23 protein-coding genes are annotated in these 19,926 nt (G+C 41.3%); 7 read left to right on the top strand and 16 right to left on the bottom strand.

The genetic code is table 11. The annotated features are described in order from the left end of the window. The first annotated feature begins 130 nt into the window (after positions 1 to 130). From HGH47_RS01155 to HGH47_RS01170, 4 genes are read left to right on the top strand one after another with little or no spacing between them, the layout of a single operon-like run. On the top strand, positions 131 to 835 hold the full coding sequence (locus tag HGH47_RS01155; protein ID WP_200877757.1) for a transglutaminase-like domain-containing protein: 705 nt from the start codon (positions 131 to 133) through the stop codon (positions 833 to 835). A gap of 17 nt (positions 836 to 852) precedes the next feature. Next, the gene (locus HGH47_RS01160; RefSeq protein WP_432909785.1) at positions 853 to 1,101 is read left to right on the top strand and encodes an AzlD domain-containing protein; all 249 of its coding nucleotides are present in this window, start codon (positions 853 to 855) and stop codon (positions 1,099 to 1,101) included. 19 nt (positions 1,102 to 1,120) lie between these two features. Then, on the top strand, positions 1,121 to 1,927 hold the full coding sequence (locus tag HGH47_RS01165) for a hypothetical protein (protein ID WP_212565116.1): 807 nt from the start codon (positions 1,121 to 1,123) through the stop codon (positions 1,925 to 1,927). Between the two features lie 11 nt (positions 1,928 to 1,938). Further along, the gene (locus HGH47_RS01170; RefSeq protein WP_212565115.1) at positions 1,939 to 2,463 is read left to right on the top strand and encodes a hypothetical protein; all 525 of its coding nucleotides are present in this window, start codon (positions 1,939 to 1,941) and stop codon (positions 2,461 to 2,463) included. A gap of 39 nt (positions 2,464 to 2,502) precedes the next feature. On the opposite strand, the gene HGH47_RS01175 is transcribed toward HGH47_RS01170, so the two are convergent. The 9 genes from HGH47_RS01175 to HGH47_RS01215 form a co-directional block, all read right to left on the bottom strand. Further along, on the bottom strand, positions 2,503 to 3,486 hold the full coding sequence (locus HGH47_RS01175; protein WP_212565114.1) for a hypothetical protein: 984 nt from the start codon (positions 3,484 to 3,486) through the stop codon (positions 2,503 to 2,505). After that, positions 3,464 to 3,673 (bottom strand): DUF1963 domain-containing protein, encoded by a 210-nt coding sequence (locus HGH47_RS01180; RefSeq protein WP_230974375.1) that lies wholly within the window; start codon positions 3,671 to 3,673, stop codon positions 3,464 to 3,466. The genes HGH47_RS01175 and HGH47_RS01180 overlap by 23 nt, the downstream gene beginning before the upstream one ends. Before the next feature lie 17 nt (positions 3,674 to 3,690). Next, positions 3,691 to 4,458 (bottom strand): HEAT repeat domain-containing protein, encoded by a 768-nt coding sequence (locus HGH47_RS01185; protein WP_212565113.1) that lies wholly within the window; start codon positions 4,456 to 4,458, stop codon positions 3,691 to 3,693. A gap of 129 nt (positions 4,459 to 4,587) precedes the next feature. Further along, positions 4,588 to 4,890, bottom strand: a complete 303-nt coding sequence (locus HGH47_RS01190; protein WP_044016649.1) for a hypothetical protein — start codon at positions 4,888 to 4,890, stop codon at positions 4,588 to 4,590. Between the two features lie 219 nt (positions 4,891 to 5,109). Beyond that, positions 5,110 to 5,610 (bottom strand): hypothetical protein, encoded by a 501-nt coding sequence (locus HGH47_RS01195; protein WP_432909791.1) that lies wholly within the window; start codon positions 5,608 to 5,610, stop codon positions 5,110 to 5,112. A gap of 74 nt (positions 5,611 to 5,684) precedes the next feature. Continuing rightward, positions 5,685 to 5,921 (bottom strand): hypothetical protein, encoded by a 237-nt coding sequence (locus tag HGH47_RS01200; protein ID WP_016523694.1) that lies wholly within the window; start codon positions 5,919 to 5,921, stop codon positions 5,685 to 5,687. 9 nt (positions 5,922 to 5,930) lie between these two features. Beyond that, positions 5,931 to 7,424 carry a gliding motility protein gene (locus tag HGH47_RS01205; protein WP_212565112.1) on the bottom strand — a complete coding sequence of 498 codons (1,494 nt, stop codon included), beginning with the start codon at positions 7,422 to 7,424 and terminating at the stop codon, positions 5,931 to 5,933. Between the two features lie 24 nt (positions 7,425 to 7,448). Beyond that, positions 7,449 to 8,243: a hypothetical protein gene (locus HGH47_RS01210; RefSeq protein WP_212565111.1), complete on the bottom strand. Its 795-nt coding sequence runs from the start codon at positions 8,241 to 8,243 to the stop codon at positions 7,449 to 7,451. 140 nt (positions 8,244 to 8,383) lie between these two features. Continuing rightward, a complete protein-coding gene (locus HGH47_RS01215; protein ID WP_212565110.1) occupies positions 8,384 to 8,839 on the bottom strand; it encodes a DUF2004 domain-containing protein in 456 nt (151 codons plus the stop codon). Positions 8,840 to 9,091: 252 nt separating this feature from the next. Here HGH47_RS01215 and HGH47_RS01220 point away from each other — a divergent pair, with 252 nt between their 5' ends. Further along, positions 9,092 to 9,538, top strand: coding sequence for a hypothetical protein (locus tag HGH47_RS01220; protein ID WP_212565109.1), 447 nt, complete (start codon positions 9,092 to 9,094; stop codon positions 9,536 to 9,538). Positions 9,539 to 9,642: 104 nt separating this feature from the next. Here HGH47_RS01220 and HGH47_RS01225 read toward each other — a convergent pair whose 3' ends face one another. Next, complete coding sequence (locus HGH47_RS01225) at positions 9,643 to 10,308, bottom strand: DUF4272 domain-containing protein (RefSeq protein WP_212565108.1); 666 nt, start codon at positions 10,306 to 10,308, stop codon at positions 9,643 to 9,645. A gap of 132 nt (positions 10,309 to 10,440) precedes the next feature. On the opposite strand from HGH47_RS01225, the gene HGH47_RS01230 reads away from it, so the two are divergent. After that, positions 10,441 to 10,860 carry a hypothetical protein gene (locus tag HGH47_RS01230; RefSeq protein ID WP_212565107.1) on the top strand — a complete coding sequence of 140 codons (420 nt, stop codon included), beginning with the start codon at positions 10,441 to 10,443 and terminating at the stop codon, positions 10,858 to 10,860. A gap of 246 nt (positions 10,861 to 11,106) precedes the next feature. Continuing rightward, the gene (locus HGH47_RS01235) at positions 11,107 to 11,439 is read left to right on the top strand and encodes a hypothetical protein (RefSeq protein WP_212565106.1); all 333 of its coding nucleotides are present in this window, start codon (positions 11,107 to 11,109) and stop codon (positions 11,437 to 11,439) included. Here the strand turns inward: HGH47_RS01235 and HGH47_RS01240 are convergent. From HGH47_RS01240 to HGH47_RS01265, 6 genes are all read right to left on the bottom strand, one after another. Beyond that, positions 11,419 to 13,146: a YifB family Mg chelatase-like AAA ATPase gene (locus tag HGH47_RS01240; RefSeq protein WP_212565105.1), complete on the bottom strand. Its 1,728-nt coding sequence runs from the start codon at positions 13,144 to 13,146 to the stop codon at positions 11,419 to 11,421. The two genes, HGH47_RS01235 and HGH47_RS01240, sit on opposite strands and share 21 nt — an antisense overlap. Positions 13,147 to 13,355: 209 nt before the next feature. After that, positions 13,356 to 13,913 (bottom strand): LPS export ABC transporter periplasmic protein LptC, encoded by a 558-nt coding sequence (lptC, locus tag HGH47_RS01245; RefSeq protein WP_212565104.1) that lies wholly within the window; start codon positions 13,911 to 13,913, stop codon positions 13,356 to 13,358. Beyond that, on the bottom strand, positions 13,914 to 14,513 hold the full coding sequence (locus tag HGH47_RS01250; protein ID WP_212565103.1) for a DbpA RNA binding domain-containing protein: 600 nt from the start codon (positions 14,511 to 14,513) through the stop codon (positions 13,914 to 13,916). Positions 14,514 to 14,709: 196 nt separating this feature from the next. Continuing rightward, complete coding sequence (locus HGH47_RS01255; protein ID WP_432909799.1) at positions 14,710 to 16,542, bottom strand: hypothetical protein; 1,833 nt, start codon at positions 16,540 to 16,542, stop codon at positions 14,710 to 14,712. Beyond that, positions 16,539 to 16,883 (bottom strand): hypothetical protein, encoded by a 345-nt coding sequence (locus HGH47_RS01260; RefSeq protein ID WP_162663533.1) that lies wholly within the window; start codon positions 16,881 to 16,883, stop codon positions 16,539 to 16,541. The genes HGH47_RS01255 and HGH47_RS01260 overlap by 4 nt, the downstream gene beginning before the upstream one ends. Then, positions 16,852 to 19,800 carry a chromosome segregation SMC family protein gene (locus HGH47_RS01265; protein ID WP_432909803.1) on the bottom strand — a complete coding sequence of 983 codons (2,949 nt, stop codon included), beginning with the start codon at positions 19,798 to 19,800 and terminating at the stop codon, positions 16,852 to 16,854. The genes HGH47_RS01260 and HGH47_RS01265 overlap by 32 nt, the downstream gene beginning before the upstream one ends. Positions 19,801 to 19,926 lie beyond the last annotated feature (126 nt).

The raw sequence follows: 19,926 nt of genomic DNA on the forward strand, positions 1-19,926 counted from the left end.
TAAGAATAGAGGGATATTCCCAATATAATCACAGCATCAGCAATAGAAGAAGGTAAGAAAATGGTTTGTGATGATACCGCAAAAGGATATTTGGCTATAGACGATTTGCTGAAAGCATTGGAGAAATAAAATGGATATGAATCAATACTTGCAAGAGACTACAATGCTGGATTTTTCAAATCCGAGCATTCAAAAATTAATAGAAGAAAAACATTGGAAAGAACAAAATAAATTTGACAGCCTTAAAGCTATTTATAACTTTGTAAGAGATGATATCGCATTCGGGTATAATACAGATGATGATATCAGCGCATCTAAAGTTCTTAAGGACGGATACGGTCAATGCAATACAAAAGGAACACTCTTCATGGCTTTGTTACGTGCCTGCGAAATTCCTTGTCGAGTTCATGGTTTTACCATAGACAAACAATTACAGAAAGGAGTAATGAGCGGATTTGTTTATAAAAATGCACCGCAGAATATATTTCACAGTTGGGTTGAAGTGTATTTTGAAGATAAGTGGTATGAACTTGAAGCCTTTATACTGGATCAAAAGTATTTATCAAAACTGCAAAAACAATTTGCAAACTGCACCGGTTTTTTCTGCGGTTATGGTGTTGCGGTAAAAGATTTTCGGCATCCAATAATTGATTTTGACAGGAACAACACGTACATACAAAGCGAAGGAATTACTCAAGATTTTGGAGTATGGAATTCTCCTGATGAATTATTGAAACATCATCATCAGGAAGTGTCAGGAATAAAAGCCTTTGCTTACAAACATTTAGGAAGGCATTTGATGAATTGCAAGGTAAAGAAAATAAGGAATACCTGAATTACGGGTTATTAAAGATGGGAAAGAAACCTATGACAGATAACTATATTACATTCAGACTCTATGTGCCGCTCGGTATAATGACTCTCTTAATCGTTATGTTGTTTTTTCACAGACATCATACACTTAGATACTTATACATCATCAACTTCTTCTGCTTACTTGCGGCTGTATTCGTCTATTTTATTTTCAGAAAAAATCCTGTAGGATATGAGTATCCTAATTTATACAGGGAATTTTATCACTCAAAAGCGGATAATGTATAATTAAAGGAGATTATGTGAAATGGCAATAGACGGTGTAAAAATTATAGACAGTGACGATGGGTATGATATTTACAATTCTATAGTAGAACGATATAAAGACGGTGAAAATATCGACGCAATAATTGAAGATATTTTAAATGACGAGAATAATTTTTGTATAGATTCATTTTACACAGAGATTTACTGGACTGCATTCGCTTATTCTTTGTGGAAGGTCGGACATTTGCCTGAGAAGATAAAGAATAAGGCATTAACAATAATTTCAAAAGGCGCTGATGATTTCTGGCTTGAAATTGACAGCAAAGCTTTAACGCAAAGGCAGAAGGCACTGGATAAACTGGCAGTACAGCTGCAAAGTGAAAATCAAAAACCGATTAAGATACCGAAGGCAAAAATTAAACGAAATCCGTATTTTAACGTGGGAGAAGTAATTGCCGTTAAATTTGAGAATGAGTATGGCGTCCTTTTTGTTTCAGATGTTGATCAGACTCCAGGAAAGATAGAATATCATTTAGCCTGCACGCGTTTGTTACAAAAAGATAAGCCGACTATGGATGATTTTTTGAACAGCGAAATTGCCTGTAAGAAACAAAATACGAAATATGCTCTGGATACGGATTGCTGGTTTAATCACAAAGATTTAGGACTTCTATTAGATAAACTTGAAAAGATAGGTGAAGTCGTTTTTGAAGATTATTCTTTAGGACTATTAGCGCCTGCGCATACATTGGAGAATATATACGAAGAAATTACCGCCGACAAGAAGATTTGGCAACTTCGCTTTATAGAAACCTATCATTTGATAAAAGAAATTAACATAATATAGTAGATACATACATGATGAAAAAATTTGAATTTGTGGCAGGAACACCAAAAAGCGACATGATTATGGGACTATGCTTTCCGATAGGCTTTATGTTTCCTATATTACTAACATACCTGCTGTTATTTTATTCTGGAATGATTACTTACAAAGTTCATCCGCTATTTAAATTTTTAGTGTTTTTACCTGCATTTGTTATATCATATCTTATTATAAAAAAAATTCGTAAAAGTGTAGCAAAAAAATTTATTGTTTATATCGATAAGCTTAATATAAGAATTTTAGAAAATGAAAAAGAAATTATAGCCGGTAAAATCTTATTTTGTAAAATAAAATCGAATCATGACAAATTGGTAAAGGTTGATATAGGAATTGATAATCGAAAAATATCATTTATATCAAGACCGAAAGAATACAAAACAATTACAGGCGCTACATCCTTTAATCATTTCGGGATAAGCGATATATCAGACATGGCTCAATTATTGACTTTGGAAAAGGTGGTACAAGATCTTATTGAAAAACAAGAGGAAAATTAGATTGACTGACAGAAATGAATAGCGCATGTTTACATCTCCCTAATTCATCCATTTTTTCATTATTTCAGTAAAATCGGAAATCATTAAATTGAAATCATAATTCGGTATTTTCTTTTTTTGTCTTTCTGCAATGGTTTTAAGTGCAATTAAAAAATACTCTGCCAGTTTTTCTTTTTGCTGACGATGTGTTAATAGGCTGAATTCTTTTTCAAAATGTATGACGGCTTCTATCTTGCCCGTATCTGCTTTAAATGACCCGTATTGAAATCGGGGGCGCAAGTAATATCCGTTTTCGGAAATTTCTTCTTTTGTGTATAATTTCTGTAATTCTTTTGCAGCTTCTTGACTTGATAATTTGCGTCCCGATTCATCGATGACATAGTTTGTTTTACAATGATTATTATCATAATAGCTGAAAGCACATTTCAATAAAATACAATTTATGGCTTTGCCGTATTTTTCGGGACGCATCTTTTTATTTAATTCGTCCTGAAGTTTTTCTTTAATGCTTTCTATAACCGGTTTTGAATTTTCATAACAGTTTGATATTGTATGCACAATCCAAACAGGATTTTTAGGAATCCAATTACGTTGACTTTCAATTTTTATGTCTTCTATATTTTCAGTTACGGGGTAATCCCAACACATCGGTTGTTTTTTGTCTTTGCAGTCGGGAGCGGGGTAATAGGAAGTTCTACCCTGTTCCATGGTAAATCCTGTTTTTCTTTTTGACCATATTGCCTCGACAAACCGGAGCTCTCCGAATCTGTTACAAAAAAAGGTACGGGGATTACCGTTAAAAAACACACCTCTTGACGCTTCCAAAGGTTCATAATTTCCCCAGCCGATTACAGCAAGACATTCACAAAGCCGTACTGCCTTGTTCCACTCCGAGACGCTTTTATAATCCGCATATTTTAAAAACTCTACAAAAACTTTTTCACGTATGTTTTCAATGGAGTTTTGAGAATGTAAAAAATCTTCCAGTTCCGATAAATCGTTAATTGCATAAATTTCGTTCATATTTTCCATCCTTGTCTTTCGGATAGTCCGTACCGACAGGCAAATAGGGGGTTCCCAAAAACTTGGAGCTTTTTATATCCGTTGTTTCACCGTCGTTTAGGGCTGTCGCAAGAATTTCGACAGAACGCTGCCTGTATTTTTGTAAAGCGGTTTCGTATTCTTTCAGAAAATCGGGAATTTGTTTCATGATTATACTCCTTATATTTAATCCTTACTTAAAAATCTGACAGCCGATTTGCGAGCCTTTTCTATTTTTACAACATCTGCATTTTCAACAGCGATAGACGATATCCATTTTTTACCGAATAAACTCTGTGCCGACTCTATTATTACGCCGCATGCAAAAAGGTCTTTTTCCACAGCGATTGCCTGTCTCAAAACATCTTTTACTTCCGGGAGTATTGTTTGACTATGCAGTCTGTTACATGATAATTGCCATAGCCCCGAAGCTGACCATGCACGGCAAAGACTATCCTCGTCGTGAAGCATTCTGTCATTAAAAATACCAATCTCTTGCGCTGTCCCAACCCACCCGATAGCTATCAACGCTTTCCGCCTCAGAACACAGTCCTTCGTATTTGTAAGCGAAACAAGTATCGGCACAAGACGATTGCATGCAGCCGTATGAAAATCGCGATGTTTCGACCTCACAAGAATTTCGGCAATGAGATAGGCGGTGAACACCCGTATTTTTTCGGTTGCTGTTTTGTTTATAGTCGCAAAAAGAAAATTAATTCCTGCTAAATCGTGTTTGTCGAAACTGTTACTCAAATGCAACGGATCATCTCGCCCCCAGTCTTCGCAAATCAATTCGTAATGATAAGCGAGCTGATTACTGCCGCCTAAATCGGCTATAAAACCGATACATTCGCTAAGAGGAAAATCGGCTCTTTGTAATTCGCCATACTTTTTTTGCAAATCTTCTTTTGTAAGATTTTGACGGCGTAACCGCTCCGCTTCAAGTTCTTGCAAAACTTTTTCCTTCCTTTAACATATCTTCAAAAAGAGGGAGAGGCTCTGCATGCTCCATTTTTAAATTATGAATATAAGAATTGTTTTGCATACAATATCACTCCTTGCATATTTTTAGCAAATTGTGTTTTACAGCTTATATCTTTCCATCATATCAATCAGTACCGAGGCTGTATCAATTTCTTGTGAAAGTAAATCGTCAAACTCTTCTTCAAGCTCATCTTGTCTGTCACAAATCCATGATAAAAATTCTTTTGATTTTTCATAGTTTTGATGAATAAAATAATATTCACCTAAAATACATTTTGCAGATGTAACACTGGCAAGATCATCATCGAGTTTGATTACTTTATTCAAAGTTTCCAAGGCTTCATCATACAATTTTTTATTTAGTTGAAGCATACCCTTTTTTAGATATAATTCTCCGTTCATATTTTTACCCCTATAAAAACTTTTTACAAGGATTATTAAATCCTGAAAAAAGTTTTTTCAAATGTGTGCCGGAAAGCACACATATATAATAATACGATGTTTGCCTGAAAGGCAAACTCGAAGATAAACAGTGAGGCTGAATTTCTGCCGAACTGTTTATCGTGCCTCCATATATTTATTCTATCATCTTTCAACCGTTTTTGTAAGTGTACTATTCTTTTATATTGTTCCATTCCTTGCAAGATTATCAAAAACACTGTCAAAAAAATAAAGAGAAAAAATAACAATAATGGGAATGATGATAAGTTCAATGTAGTATAGTTTAGCCGAAATTGTATTTTGTTGAAAAATTTTTATTTTTCTTGTAAGCTGACTAATAGCTAAAAATAAATTCGTTATTATAAACGATACTAAAAATCTATAGCTCTCGATAACAATATCAAAAGAAAAGATAAGAGTTCCGGTAAAAACCCCTGTCTTTGGGAGATAGTACCCGATGATATACACCGCAATATTTAGCATGATGTAGTTCAAAAAAGTTTTAAGATATTTATTTTCAATTTTCGGAAATAAATCGGGAAGTCCGCCCCAAAGAGGAGCCGAATCATTATATCTTCTTTGCTTTATCAGTATGAAAAATCTTGTGATTAACACTATATCGGCTGTAAAAAATAAAAGAGTAAAAATTACTATTACTGTTGTAGTTACAATTTTATTCATATTAATTTCTAAAGATATGCGGAAAATTTACTGTGAACACTTCCTGTTCTTTTGGAGAAAGATTCTCGAAGTCTTTATTCGTGCGGAGAGTTTAATACCCCGATACTTGCGTCGTAATAAAGGGTATTAAAGCCGACTGCAACCACCTTATAGAACACACAGTGCGAAACGTTGAGCACTGTGCCCCGACGCAAGCGTCGGGGTTGTTGATTTATCATTGCGAATATCTTTTTTACAAATTCATTTTCAGAATCATCGGCTAAGTGAGCAATCGTTAAAATAGTTGCGCCGTCAAAATAATTCGGAAACATCTTTTAATCCTAAAAATCCCGTGTCAGGTCAAAAATTTCCAAGAGTTTTTCTTTATTGATAGATAGAGAAGGCGGTATTAAATCTAAAAGTTCTGTAAGAGCACAATAGATATCCTCTCTTTCTACTGTTTCAATAAAATATTTGCGTTTGTCCATCTTATTAAAGGCTTCAGTGTATGCCCTCACCAAAGCTTCGGCTGACTGTGCGGCTTCGCTTGGGGACATTTGTTCCAATTTGAGGATTTCGGCTCTTGTTTTTTTATATAAATCGGCCGCTTTCTTGGCATTCGCTGCAGAAATATTTTCCTGTCCGTCCCATGAGCGGAACGGATTGTCAAGGTTCTGCGCCAGCCATTCGGGTTTTCTCGGCTTTTGTATCCAGAGGTTAAGACCTCGTTCTGTTTTCTTTTTATACAGTTGTTTTGCTTTTTTTGCCGCATCCTCTGGCAAGCTGCTCATCCAAAACCAATGTAAGTTAGGTAAACGATCCGGCTCCGGAATGTCTTCGGCAGAAAAACCGAATAAATCAACCGTAGTAAAGCCCTCCAGTTTTGTAAACCGGGATAGCATAGAAAGGTTAGAAAGAATACCGGGTTTACCCCATAGCCGCAATTCCTTCAGCATCGGATATGCTTTTAAAATATCGGCTACATCAAGTTCTGTAATCTCTGAGCAATGCAGTTTGCCCAAGTCTTTTAGCCCCTGTATTTTAGGCACTATTTCAGTTGCTGTTAAAAGTAATAAAGCTCCGTTTTCAACAGCATGTATTTTACAGTTATTTGTTACTTCACCTAACAGAATAAGTTCTTCCAATTCGTTATTCAGATAAAGGTCTTCCACGCCGTTCATATCAATAGAAAGTTTGTGCAAATGCGCATTGGAAAAATCCAATCTTTTTTGCTGATGATTTTCAAGTACCAGCTCATCTAAAAACGGACATGATTGTAAATAGTCATATAAACCGATATGCCATTTTTTACATGCCAAATAGGATAAGCATGGAAAGGCTTTTAATTCCAGCACATTTTCAAAAGGAACATCATCATGTATGCGATGTCTGGAAACCGATATTTCTTTTCCGGCAAATATAATTTTTTCCTTACTGCTCTCCGCTTTTTTAAACGCATCTCTTTGCTCTTTAGGAATCTCCTGCCATTTAAGTTGACGATATACTTCATATCCGTTTCCCCAAAACATTGCATAGGTATTTGTGCTTTCATCGGTTAATGGCTGCATGTTACCGATTAACATATGGTTCGCAGGCACCATGATATCAACATTACAAAGATGCAGACCACGTTTCCAGTACATAAAGTCCTGATAAAGCGGCTTTAGTAAAGGTAATTCTTCCTCTTTGAGAGGCTGTTCACCCGACCAATCTAACCAGAGCAGCACTGCTTTCGGTTTTTTCTCACCTTCCTCTATCTTGGTTATTTGGCACGCAGTATATTTTTTTAAATGTGAATTATACACACAGTACACATCGCCGGTTTTAGCTTTCATAATTTATCCTTTTTTTTAATTATATTACAGTTTCCGTTCTTTGATAAGTTTATCAAAATATAATTTATCTACGCTTATCCATTCAATGCTTTCTTTCCCATTTTTATAATTGCGATATTGGAATATCATCTCATCCCTTGTTTGAAATAATGCATTCACAGTCCAATTTTTTTCTAAATCATCTATTTTACAATCAATAATAAGCTCATCAATTAATTCAAGTGCGGATAAGCCAAATACATAGCATTTCCCCTCAGTGGTACAAAATATTCCGAAACTATCATTGATTTTCTGTACATTGGATAATGAATCTTCTTTAAACAAAGAATATGTATTTTCAGCAATCGGCGTAAAATCCGAGGAAGAAATTTTAAAAAAAGCCGAACTGTAAAAATCAGCAAGAAAAGCATATTTATCGAAGCTAAACATATAAGATAAATTTTTAGGAAACTTATATATTATTTTCAGCTCATTATTGTTTAATTCTATGCAATAATCTTGGGATCCGTCCTGTCCTGCTGTAAAAGATACTACTATGCGATTATCTTCACTTAAACTTGTAAAAGCTATATCTGAATCGCTCAATTCATCTTCCAATTTTATAGAAGCAATTTTTTTTGCAGTTTCATCAAATGCGATTATGCTTACGCAATTTTCGTCCAGCCGTTTTGATGCCCAAATAATCTTATTTGTATGAGGAGATTGATAGATAATGTCAGCTTCGCAGCTTATTATTTTTTTAATCTCGGCACTTGGTTTCCTGTTGATGCCCTCTAAAAAACAATCTTTAGTTTTGCTATAGAATTTAACATAAATCATAGTTTGTTGCTTTCTCTCTAATCCTCATCTGTTTTGTAAGTGCCGATGAAGACAAATTTCTCGGGATTATTCTTAATGTAATCTATCAGTTTATCGTCAATGTCCTCGTTTTCATAGAAGAATTGTAACATTTCTAACCGCTAACTTTCCCAATCAATGGCTATGATCTTTGCATCTTCACCGAATTTTACGCAGAGTATTTCATCGCTTTCATCAGGCGCAATCGTAAAATCCATTGTGATATGCGGCCCTTCACTTTCAATCCATAAGCCGATATTGGTTATCTTCATTTTCGTTACAAACTCGGTAATATCAGTCGGTAAATCTTCCAGTCCGCATTCTTCAATATGAAAGTCGATATAGTAACTGTCATCTTTTAAATATGTTATCAGTGCTTTTCTTGCTTCTTTTATTTTATCGTCTATGTTCTCAAGAAACTGTGCATAAAGGTCGAGTATGCCGGTAGACAGTTCTACATTTTTGTCGAGCCAAAGCCATGTGTCTATCCCCTGAATCTCTTTTTCCCAAATTACTTCTACATCATCTGTTGTCGCAAGATTCAACTGACCGAAATATCGATGTTCCATTTTTTTCATAGTTTCACCTCCAATAAAAACTTTTTGTAGGTATATCAAAAAATGAAGCTTTTGTCTGTGGACACATGTACTGATAAATACTATATTATTTAATCTTTATGTGGAGGTTTATATGATGCCGACAAAAGAATGGATTGAAAAATATGAAAAAGTGAAGGAACTGCTTGTCATCGAATATATTTTCGTCGGATAAAAATAGCGATGTATTGGAAAGTTTTAGTGTAACAAAGATATTTTTATGGAGAATATGTGATGATTTATGCACTCAAAAACAAAGAAATGCCATGGACATCTTATGGGGAGGTGCTGTGGCAAGGAATTTATTATTTTGATAAGAAGAAAAAAGAACATTGTTTGTTGAGGACTGCGCCTTTTTGTCCCGAAATATACTTTTTAAATGAGATTTATTTAGAGCCGGCAATATTGGGAGAACCTGAAAATCCGGAAGAAGTGAGAGAAAAAATTTTATGGAGAGAGATATTAAAAGAAAAATCGGAGAGAATGTCTATTAAAGACTGGCAGAAATGGCACGGATTAAAGAATAAGGCACAAAAACTGATTGAAGGAATGGAAGATTTAAAGAGTGAAAATGCAAAAATGAGACGGAAAGAAAAAATATTGCTCTTGCTAAACCAAGCGAATGAAATTTATCCTTTGAATACAGAGAAATGGATGTATGGATTTTGGGGAGAAATATAAGGATTCCAATAATATCAGTAAGACGATTGATAAAAAAGGAAGATATAAATTACCTCATGGCAATAGATATGGAAAGGAAAAACTAAAGGACGAGCGGTACCCGCCTACGTATCCATCGAAATATCGAACCAATCGCTTTCTTCGGAAATAAGCCACTCAAGTCCGCGCCGCCGTTCCATTAAAACATCGGGATTTAAGTCTTTGATTTCCGTTTCCGGGCGGAGCCGCTTTTCCTCCGTTGCCCAATGGTAACGATAGTGAAGATCGAGCATATCCAGTATTTCTTCTATTCCGCGTAACTTACATTGTGCTTTAAACGCAGCTTTCCCATCGCTATCGCCAACCAGTTTTATCGCTCGTTCCACATCACAGATGTCATTCGGATAGGAAATATCTTCGACCAAGCCCAACGCCCACACAAGCGACCAATACGCTTCATAAGTCCAGCAGACATCGATGACATCCTGTTCGCTGTATGTTCCGTCAAAAAGTCGTTTTTCCTTTTCCAAAAGGCAGTCCGATACTTCGTAGTTTTTAAGCAAACGTAAAAACAGTTCCTTCGATTCTTCATATCCTTGCTCATTATGAATGTCTTCGGCCAATTGAATTGACAAAAGACATGCGATGGCTCTGTCGCATATTTCTTCAAGGCTTTTAAGCTTCGCCTCTTTTGATGATTCCACCAAGGGCAGCGCTTCCATACAGGCAATGCCCATTCCCTTTATTTTTGCATTCGATTTTTCACGCCGATCTTCAGGTCTTATGTACATAATAACGCTCCCATTTAACACACTATTATATCAAGAAATATGATTATTTACATCCGATAGAACAAGCACCTTAAAAACAGTATAATTGCGCAGATTGATGGAAGATATAAATAGAAATGTATGAGGATGGCGATGGATTTAATACATGATAGAGAAAGTAATATCCTTTTCAGCTTACATGATAGTAGGATAGAGAGTATCAAATTCAAAAACAAAATTTTAACATTAAAGCTTAATAAATTATTTCAATATACTGAAGGTGAAGAAAAAATATATTCCGGATCTGTTCTATTTTATGACTGCGATTTAGATGAATGTAATATTCTGATATTTGATAAGACAGTTTATGAAGGTGATTTTTCCGGAAAAGCCATTGGATTGAAAAAATATATTGAAGAATTTTCCAATGTAGAGTTTGAAATTTTGACAGAAGGCTACTATGGATTTAACACAACATATACGGGGTTGATTTGGGCAGATGGAAAAGAACCTGTATCCGCAATTATGTATATTTGGAATTCCGGAGATATGGTTTACCGGATTGAAAAATAATAAACATTTTATTAGTCGGGGAATGTGTTATACCTGGCATGGATAATGAGTCTAAAATTTATAATAGCTAGTGTTCCATAATATTATTTATTGCAATCGCCGTAGCGGTTTTTAAGATATTCTTATCTATGCTAAGTTCTTGTTCAGAATACTTTTGCCGCTTTTATTCTGCTTGCATACAAAATTAGAAATTTCTTTCATCAATATAACTTTTGTATATTATGGAACCCTAGACATGCTGTTTATTTGATATTCGGTTTAATTCCTATTGCTATGTCGCTGCCGGCATGGATTGCTGCAAAATGTTGGAGCCGCAAGGAGAAAGAAGCACAGCTTGAACTATATGCAGATCATGCCGTTTTGTATTGGAAAAATATAGAACATATAGTGCGAAACATTGAGCAATACTCACAAGCCGCATCGAGGTTGTTGATTATGGAAGGGCAGGGGAGGCAAGACCTTCAAAGTGTCCGCACGGCAGTGCCGGTGTTGTTTGAGATATTTGCTGCCTTGCTTTTTACTACATGGAAGGAATGCCGAGCCTGCTTATTCTCCCTTTCAGTGCATAAAAAACGGTAAGAAAGAACTCCATTCGCGGAGGCGGATCGCTTCTTCGATGTGAGCCGCGGCGATTACATCTTCCTGCGCAAGATCGGCAATGGTACGCGCAATCTTCAAAATTGCGTGACTCCCTCTTCCCGAAAGCTCTTTTTTTTCGGCATTATGGGTAAAAATACGCTCCGCCTCGCCGGTAAGCGGGCACAATGCCGATAGGGCTGACGGAGTCAAGTGTACGTTTTTGTAAGACAGCTGCGCTGCCGATTGCGCAGTACCGGCGAGGTTGAAGTCTACCGTCTTGTTGTGTACAGGTGTTTCCGCCGCTCCGCCGTTTAATCCTTTACGCAGATATGCGGCATACCGTTCTCTTTGTATGTTATCCGAAGCCGCGATTTTTTTACGCATATCGGCGGTATTGTAACACGGCTTTTCCGGCAGCCCGTATGCTTGAGGCGGAAACACCGGAATCCGCAAGTCGATGCGGTCAATCAGCGGAGCCGTCAGTTTTTTCCAGTATTGTTCAACCACGGCGGGCATACACGTGCATACCTTACCGTCTGCGCCGAGATTTCCGCATGGGCATGAGTTAAGCGCCATAAGCAGCTGGAAGCGGGCAGGGAAGGTAGATGTCCTTCCTGCACGGCTCAAAGTGACGGTACCCGTCTCCAGCGGCGCACGGAGCGTTTGCAGCACGGTTTGTTTAAACTGCACGGCTTCATCCAAAAAAAGCGTTCCGCCATGCGCAAGGGAAATTTCGCCGGGCATACACTTTCCCGCGCCGCCGATCATTCCTTCAAGGCTGGCATTCGGATGCGGCATTCTAAACGGCGGGCGTTTAATCCGCACATCATGACCGCGCATACTCGGTAAAAGACCTGCGATGCTATAGATATGGGTAACTTCTTCCGCCGTTTTCGGGTCTAGGTCGGGAAGGAGACTGGCAAACCGCTGCATCGAAAGCGTTTTACCGCAGCCCGGCGGTCCGTAGGCAAGCACGCTGTGTCCGCCTGCTGCCGCAATGTGCAAAGCTCGCACCAGTTCGCCTTGCCCGTACACCTCCTCAAAAAAGCCGCCCGTACCCGTATTTGCGGCGGCATCCGCTTGACTCGGTTCCGACCATGAAGCGGCTGTGGAAATCGAGTTGCCTGTGTGTCCGATAGCTTCCCGTGCCGGTGCGCCGCTGTTTTTGTCGCCGCCGTTTGATTCGCTATTGTTTTCCACACGCAGTTCCGCTTCAATCGCATAGAGGCATTCCAAAGCTTCCCGCAGCGTTTCAACACCGTATATGCGCACCCCCTGCTGGATACGGGCTTCCGCTTCATTTTCTTTTGGTACGATAAAGAACTCGATCCCAGCGGCAGATCCCGAAATCAAAGCTCCCAAGACACCCCGAACCGGACGCACCCGCCCTGATAGTTCCAGTTCTCCGATTACCATCACCGGTGTATCGAGCGCACAGTCTGCCTGTAATACCGCGAGTGCAATCGGCAGGTCAAACCCGCTGCCTTCTTTTTTCTGGTCGGCAGGGCTTAAATTGATCAGTATCCGTTCTTGCGGAAAAGGCAACTCGGAATTACTAATGGCAGCGCGCATCCGTTCCCGTGCCTCCTTCACCGCCGAACCCGGTAGCCCGACAATATCGACAATCGGTAGCCCGCGCCGCAAATCCGCTTCAACCTTGATAATCTCTCCCTCATAGCCGAAGGATGCAAAACTCATAATAGTCATGCTCAGCTCCTCATCCTGCGACCGTCTCATAAAAAACAAAACACGATGGTTGCAGTTTCTTAAAGGATATAGAGCACGAGCGGCAATTCGGCTAAAGATTTGAGGAAAAACTACCGTTTTTATGAAAATTTTTTGAGAAAATTTGCCGTTTCAGTATTGAGGGGGATTAAAAACGATGGGCTCCCATCTTCAAGACAGAATAATTCGTGTCAATCGGATACCTGTGTATGTTCTTTTTCTTTTATCAAGATAGTTCCGGTTGTGCCTTCGTTAAAGGCAAATGCTTTTGCGGCGGTATTTGCAGCAAAGCTTTTGCCTTCGATGGTAATTTCATCTTTTTGAGTAATCGTTACCGTTTCATTGGCAGGCGCCGATAAGAAGTTTTCTTTTTTTTTCCATATAAGGGCGGGGCTTCGGATCGAAAAATCATCTTTAATCAGTTGAAAGGATACCGTGCCGCCAAGCGAGTATTCTTCTGATTTCTCATCAATGTACAAGATACCCGTTTCGCCCTTCATAGACTCTTTTTGCGTTTTGTTATCGTACTGTACAAAGTTGATATGCTTGCCTGCCCAAATTTTTTCTTCATCATACATTTCGAGTTCTTGTGCATACACACTTAAATCGACGAGTGTATTTTCATATCGCTTTAACGTGACGTTTGTAAATATCATATCAGGTTGAGGCACCGTTTGCTCCGGCAGTTCCTGATAATTAAACGAGCACGCCGTGTAGATAAAGACAATAAGGACAGGCCACAGCTTCATTTATTCCGCATCGCTTCCGGTTGTTTCGATGACGGTTTCAGTCACGAGATCTTCTGCTTCCGGTTTACGGGAATAGCTGACGGAAAGATTCCTGCCGCGATATGGAAAATCATTGAGCTTTTCGATTATCTTATCCGCGTCTTCGTTCATGACTTGCACGAACGAGTAGTTGTCGAGGATACGGATATCGCCGATTCGCTCGCGGCTTATGTCTGCATTTTGGATAAGCAGGGTGATAATATCACGGGGAAAGACACGGCGGCTTCTACCGATGCTCATAAAAATACTGACCGATTCGGACGGATCAAGCATCGGGCGTTCTACCGGCGGACGGTCGGAAACATATCCTCGTGAACGATCTCCGAAGCGAGGGTTCGGACGTCGGCTATACGGTTTTGAGCGGGGAAAGGATGAGCCTTCATACTCTTTGATTAGATATGCAGCGATATAAGAACGCAGCGTAAATGGTACGTTCTTTCTAAAAATCTTACGATAAGCGTTAAGGACGTCAGGATCTTCTTCCGTCTTAACGGTTTCTACTACTTCTTTAAGAAATGCGGTGATTTGTTCTTCATTTAATGCGGGTGTATGTTTTACCACAATATTCTCCTCTTCAACTCAGCTCCGCCTCATCGGAGCATACATGTACTAAAAATAATTGATTATGACCGGATTGTCCGGCTCTATGGTGCGACAATACTGCCATAGATAGATAATTTACTCAAGGGTAGGTTTAATAAAATTAACCAAAATGTATATGTCCCTCTACCAATGAAATCGGTAGTTTCAAAGCTCCTTATCGGATATTGATATAAAAGCCGGTGATATATCGTATCCGCGCATCAGCCTCCGCCCAATACTTACTCTGAGGAAAGCTGTCTGTGAGCGTTTTATATGCGGCGAGAGCCAGTCTGATATTGCGTACGGAACTATTTAGTTCATACGCGCGCCCTTTTAAAAATAAACCTTCATCCAGTTTCTCTTCCGCGGTACCAAAGAAATTGTTCAGATATGCTAAGGCCGTGCCTGCGTCCGCAGCGGCGATTGCCGTGCGTGCCTTTTCGAGCAATTGGTCGGAGCTGAGTATTTCTTCATTTGCTGCTGTGGAGGCTTGTCCGGTTGAATCGCCGGTATTCTCCGCAGCTGCGGTTTCCACCATTTCGGCGGTCATAGCCTGCTCCGAAATTTTGCTTTGCGAATCGGCGCCCGCTGTTTGCGGTACTTCGGAGGCTGCTTGTGCCGTGTGTGGTGTCGTACCGCTTCCGGTGTTTGAGGTCGAATTGCTTGCCGACTGGGAAGCGGCTGATTGCGTATTCTTTTTAGCTTGTGCTTCTGCCGCATCCGAATCCGCTTCGGTTTGATAGTCAGGCGCTTTTACCATTGCTTTTGCCGCGGGTGAGCGGGCAGCGCTCACCGATACGGCTACCGCGTCGGTGATAAACTCATTGGTAAATACGTCAAAATAGGAGAAATGGAGTACATAATCGCCTTTTTTCTCCGCGGTAAACATAAAAATTGAATTTTCGTCCTGTAGTTTCCGCTGTTCATACTTTAACCCCGGTTGGGAGGTTTGCTCGCCGACATAGACCCAGCCATGTCCCGGATAGGTGAGTTCCAGCCGCTGCTTTTCTTCGACTGCAACCATGCGCGAAACCTTGGGCTTTTGTTCGGTTTCCGGTTCTTTTGAAAGCGCAACGGTGAATATTTGCGGAGAAAAAAGGTCGAGCATCTCTTCGTGGAAGGTCGGCGGCGGTTCGTAACCGTGGCTGCCGCCCTGTTTTTCAAAATCGCTGATAAGATCCGCAAGCGTTGTTTCATACGCCGGTACATTCTGCTTTGCAGAAGTAGCCGACGTGTCTGCGGCCGCAGGCGGTACCGGTACGTTCTGCTCTGCAGAAGGGACGGGCGTGTCTGCGGCTACAAGCGGTACCGGTTCGCCGGAGGACGGAGTTGTCGGAATCTGCTCGGCGGCTGTATCTGCCGCTGCGGGCGGTGTTGTGTTCTCGGCTGCTGCAGTAGGCTCTGCCTCACCGGCGGTTTTTGTAGGGACAGACGTATCGGCGGCAGCAAGGGCAGGGGAGGCGGCCGCAGTCGAATCCTGCACGGTTGTCTTGCCACTATTTTCTTCGTTCTGTACAACTGCCTCGCTGCTGTTCTGTTTGGAATGCTGTGCAGCTGCTGTTACCGTTGGTTCGCTCTGTGCTTTCGCGGCGGTTTTATCTGCGGCAGTGTTCTTTTGACCGGCCGTTTTACCTGCGGTAGCTGCCGGAGTATGTTGCTTTTGAGATACGGCTGCGCCGCTGGTTGCCATATCTTTGTCGGCTCCTACTGCTTCCGATGCAGGCGTTCTTTTCTGCCGCTGGGATATGGTTGCGCCGGATACGGTATCGATTGTCGCACCCGATACCGCATCGGGCTGCATTGCCGGTTTTGACGGCTGTGTTTCTGCAGGTGCCGGCTGCGGAGACATTGTATTGCCGGTGTGAGAAGCCGATTCTGTAGCGGGTTGTTCTTGCCGAGAAGGAGTATCCTGCGGCTTTTCCGCAGCGGTCTTTGTCGTACAGGCAGTAACCGGTACGATGAGTAATATAAGAAGGATAAGGCAGGGCGGATAGATCGATTTTTTCACGGAACACTCTCCCATAATTTGTTCATTTGCCGCTCATTTATATCGTGCAGTTTTTGCATCTGCTCTGCATCAGGAATCGTATACCAATACTGCAAATCCGAATCAGTCCAGATTTTCTTTTGTTTGCGCGAATATTGTACCGGCGGAAGTTCAAGCGGCTCGTCGGGAAGCATAAAAATCACCGGATCGATTGAAATCATTACCTCATCGGGATCGACACTCGGCTTTTTTGTTCCGCTTAGTAAAATAATCACGGAAATAATCAACATGATAATCAGCAAACCGAGCGCAGAAGCTAGAACAATGAGCTTATGCGTCCGAATCGTTTCTATGATGTTCATCCGGCTGTTCCTCCTGAGTTGTATGTCGTCGTTTCGGCGGCCGCGACGGAATATAGATACCTTCTTCCGGCTCTACATCCTCTTCTATAAAAGTATCGGCATCTTCTTCCGCTTTCTCCTGCTTTAATAACTCAATATCATTATCCAATTTGATTGCAATGAGTTTGGAGACGCCTGATTCCTCCATTGTAACACCGAGCATGGTGTTTGCGCCGAGTACCGTTTTTTTGTTATGGGTGATGACGATATATTGGCTGACATTCGCAAAGCCGGACAGGGCGGTAACGAAGCGGCTGACGTTCTGCTCGTCAAGCGCAGCGTCTATCTCGTCCAAGAGACAGAACGGGGATGGTTTAACCATGTATGTTGCAAAAAGGAGCGCCACCGCCGTCATGGATTTTTCTCCGCCCGATAATAGACCGATATTCTCCAGCTTTTTCCCCGGAGGCTGCGCGAAAATCTCGATGCCCGATTCCAATACCTGCTTGGGATCGGTCAGCTTAATTTCCGCCCTGCCGCCGCCGAAGAGCCGCCTAAACATATTGTGAAAGTTCTTTTTGATCTTATTATAGGTTACAAGAAACAGCTCCGTAGACTCCGCCTTTATTTCATCCGTAATCCGCTGCAAATCAGAGCGGGCTTTATCAAGGTCGTTGATCTGTCCGGTCAAAAAATCAAATCGGGTCTTTACTTCTTGGAACTCCTCCGGAGCCATCAGGTTGACGCTGCCGAGGTCTTTCAGCTGTTTGCGCAGCTCGGCAAGTTCCGTCCGTAAATCCATCGGAGAAGCGGTGATTTTATACATCCGCTCTTCAAATTCCATCAATTCACGCGAATGGGTTTCTCTAAAGTTGTCTTTGACGTTTTTGATTTCGATTTCAAGGGTTGCCGTATCGACATAATACTTTTCGATGAGTGAATTATGCTTGGCAAGTTCCGCATTGAGCGTTTTGAGCGTCCCTTCGTTGCTCGAAAGCTCGTTGTTGCGGGATGTAATTTCTTTTTCCAACTGCTCAAGCGCTTCGGTCAACTGCCGCCCCTTGCGGTCAATCGATGCGATTTCTCCTTCGATTTCGAGGAGCTGTTCTTTTACCTCGTCAAAGCGTTTTTGCTCCGTATACAGCTCGTTTTCAAGATCGCGGAGCGCGTTTTGCTGCACCGTCAATTCTTTCCGCAAAAACGCCGCTTGCTGCTCGGCAGCATCGGATTCCGCCTTCATCTTGGTTTTATGGATACGGAGGTCTTCCAGCGTTTTCCGGTACTCGTTTATTTTTACTGCGAGCTGCTCGTTTTCGGTATGCAGATTGGCTATCTTTTTTCGTTTTTCTTCTATTGTATTCCGATTTGCTTCGATTGCCGCGTCGATACTGCGCTTTTGAGTGATAATACCTTCCGGAGCTAAAAAATCATCGATAAAACTTGCAGAAGATTTTTTGTACTCCTGTAAATATGTTTCCAGCGACTCGGTTAAGCCGAGCAGTTCGGTAAACGACTGTACGGCATTGTCGGCAAACTGCGCTGTCTCTTTTTCAGTATGATCGCTGAGCGCGGCAAAGTCCGAAAAGATATTCTTGCGGCCGTTTAACAGCACCTTGATTTGGCTGATGCAGTCAAAAACCTGTTGTTCCAGTTTGCCGCGTCCCTGCGCCGAATAACCTGCTGCGGAAAGGTTCTTATCCAGTTCCGTAACGATGTCTTCGGTGATGGCGCGGAGTTCGGTTTCCATACCGGCGCGTTTTTTATCGAGTTCTTCAATCTGCTCCTGCAGCGTCATACGGGTAGTGTCGTTATCGGTAATTTTTTGCGACGCAAGCCGGAGACTTTCTTCAAAGTCGTCGATGTTTTTTTGAATATCCTGCACCTTCTTTTTAAAGTCGTGCACCTTCGCATCCTGCTCTCCGGCGTCCTCTTCAAGGTTTTCGATACGCTCTTCGAGCCCCGTCTTGCGCAGCTCCAGCTGACCGAGTTTGGTTTTCAGCTCGGTTTGCCGCTCCGCCTGTAAACGCGCCTGATTTTCCTTTCCGCGCTTTTCGATGGCAAGTCCGTAAATCTCTTTTTGATGTTCGTCGAGCTTTTTTTCCAAGCTGTTGACTTCGTCCATGTTCTCGGAAAGCATCGTATGGATGGAATCGATTTTGGTCTGTACATCATCGCGCTTAGCTTTGGCTTCTTTTATGCTTTCCTCGCGCTGTGCGTAGTCATCGGTGAATTTTTTAAGGCGCAACAGTTGGATATCGAGGTCGTGTTCAAAGATGGCATCCCGCAGCGACCGGTGCTTGACGGTTTTTTCCGCCTGTACTTTCAGAACATCGTAGGAGCGGCGTACCTCTCCCAATACGCCTTCCACTTGACGCATATTTTCTTCGGTCTTTTGCAGTTTTCGCTCCGCTTCGGCGCGGCGTACTTTAAACCGTGTAATACCGGCGGCCTCTTCAAACAAATAGCGGCGGTCTTCCGGCTTGCTGGAAAGAATTTGGTCGATCTTTCCCTGCTCCATGACTGAATACGCCGCCTTTCCGACACCCGTATCCCAAAAAAGCTCCCGCAGCTCTTTGAGCCGCACCGGCGTATTATTGATAAAATATTCGCTTTCTCCCGACCGGTAGAGCCTGCGCTTTATGGCAATTTCACTTACTTCAAGATTTAACAATCCGTTTTCGTTGCTGATAGTCAGCGTAACTTCCGCCACATTGAGCGCCTTCCGCGACTCGGTGCCGTTAAAGATAACGTCTTCCATCTTCTCCGCACGGAGCGTTTTTGACGCCTGCTCACCCAGTACCCACTTCATCGCATCGACGACATTGCTTTTACCGCAGCCGTTCGGGCCGAGCAAGGCGGTAATACCTTCCGCAAACTCTATCCGCGTCCTATCCGCAAACGATTTAAATCCGAATATTTCAAGACTTTTAAGAAACACCCTGTCTATTAACTCCTCAAGAACGTGCCGTTTCCCATTAAACCTGCTCGGAAACTTCCGTTTCTGAACAGGTTACCTTGAAATGCGATGTTCTAAATCGTGCTATTTGTGCGATTTAGAACTCGT

The sequence above is a fragment of the Treponema sp. OMZ 805 genome, assembly GCF_050937395.1.
GTDB lineage: Bacteria > Spirochaetota > Spirochaetia > Treponematales > Treponemataceae > Treponema.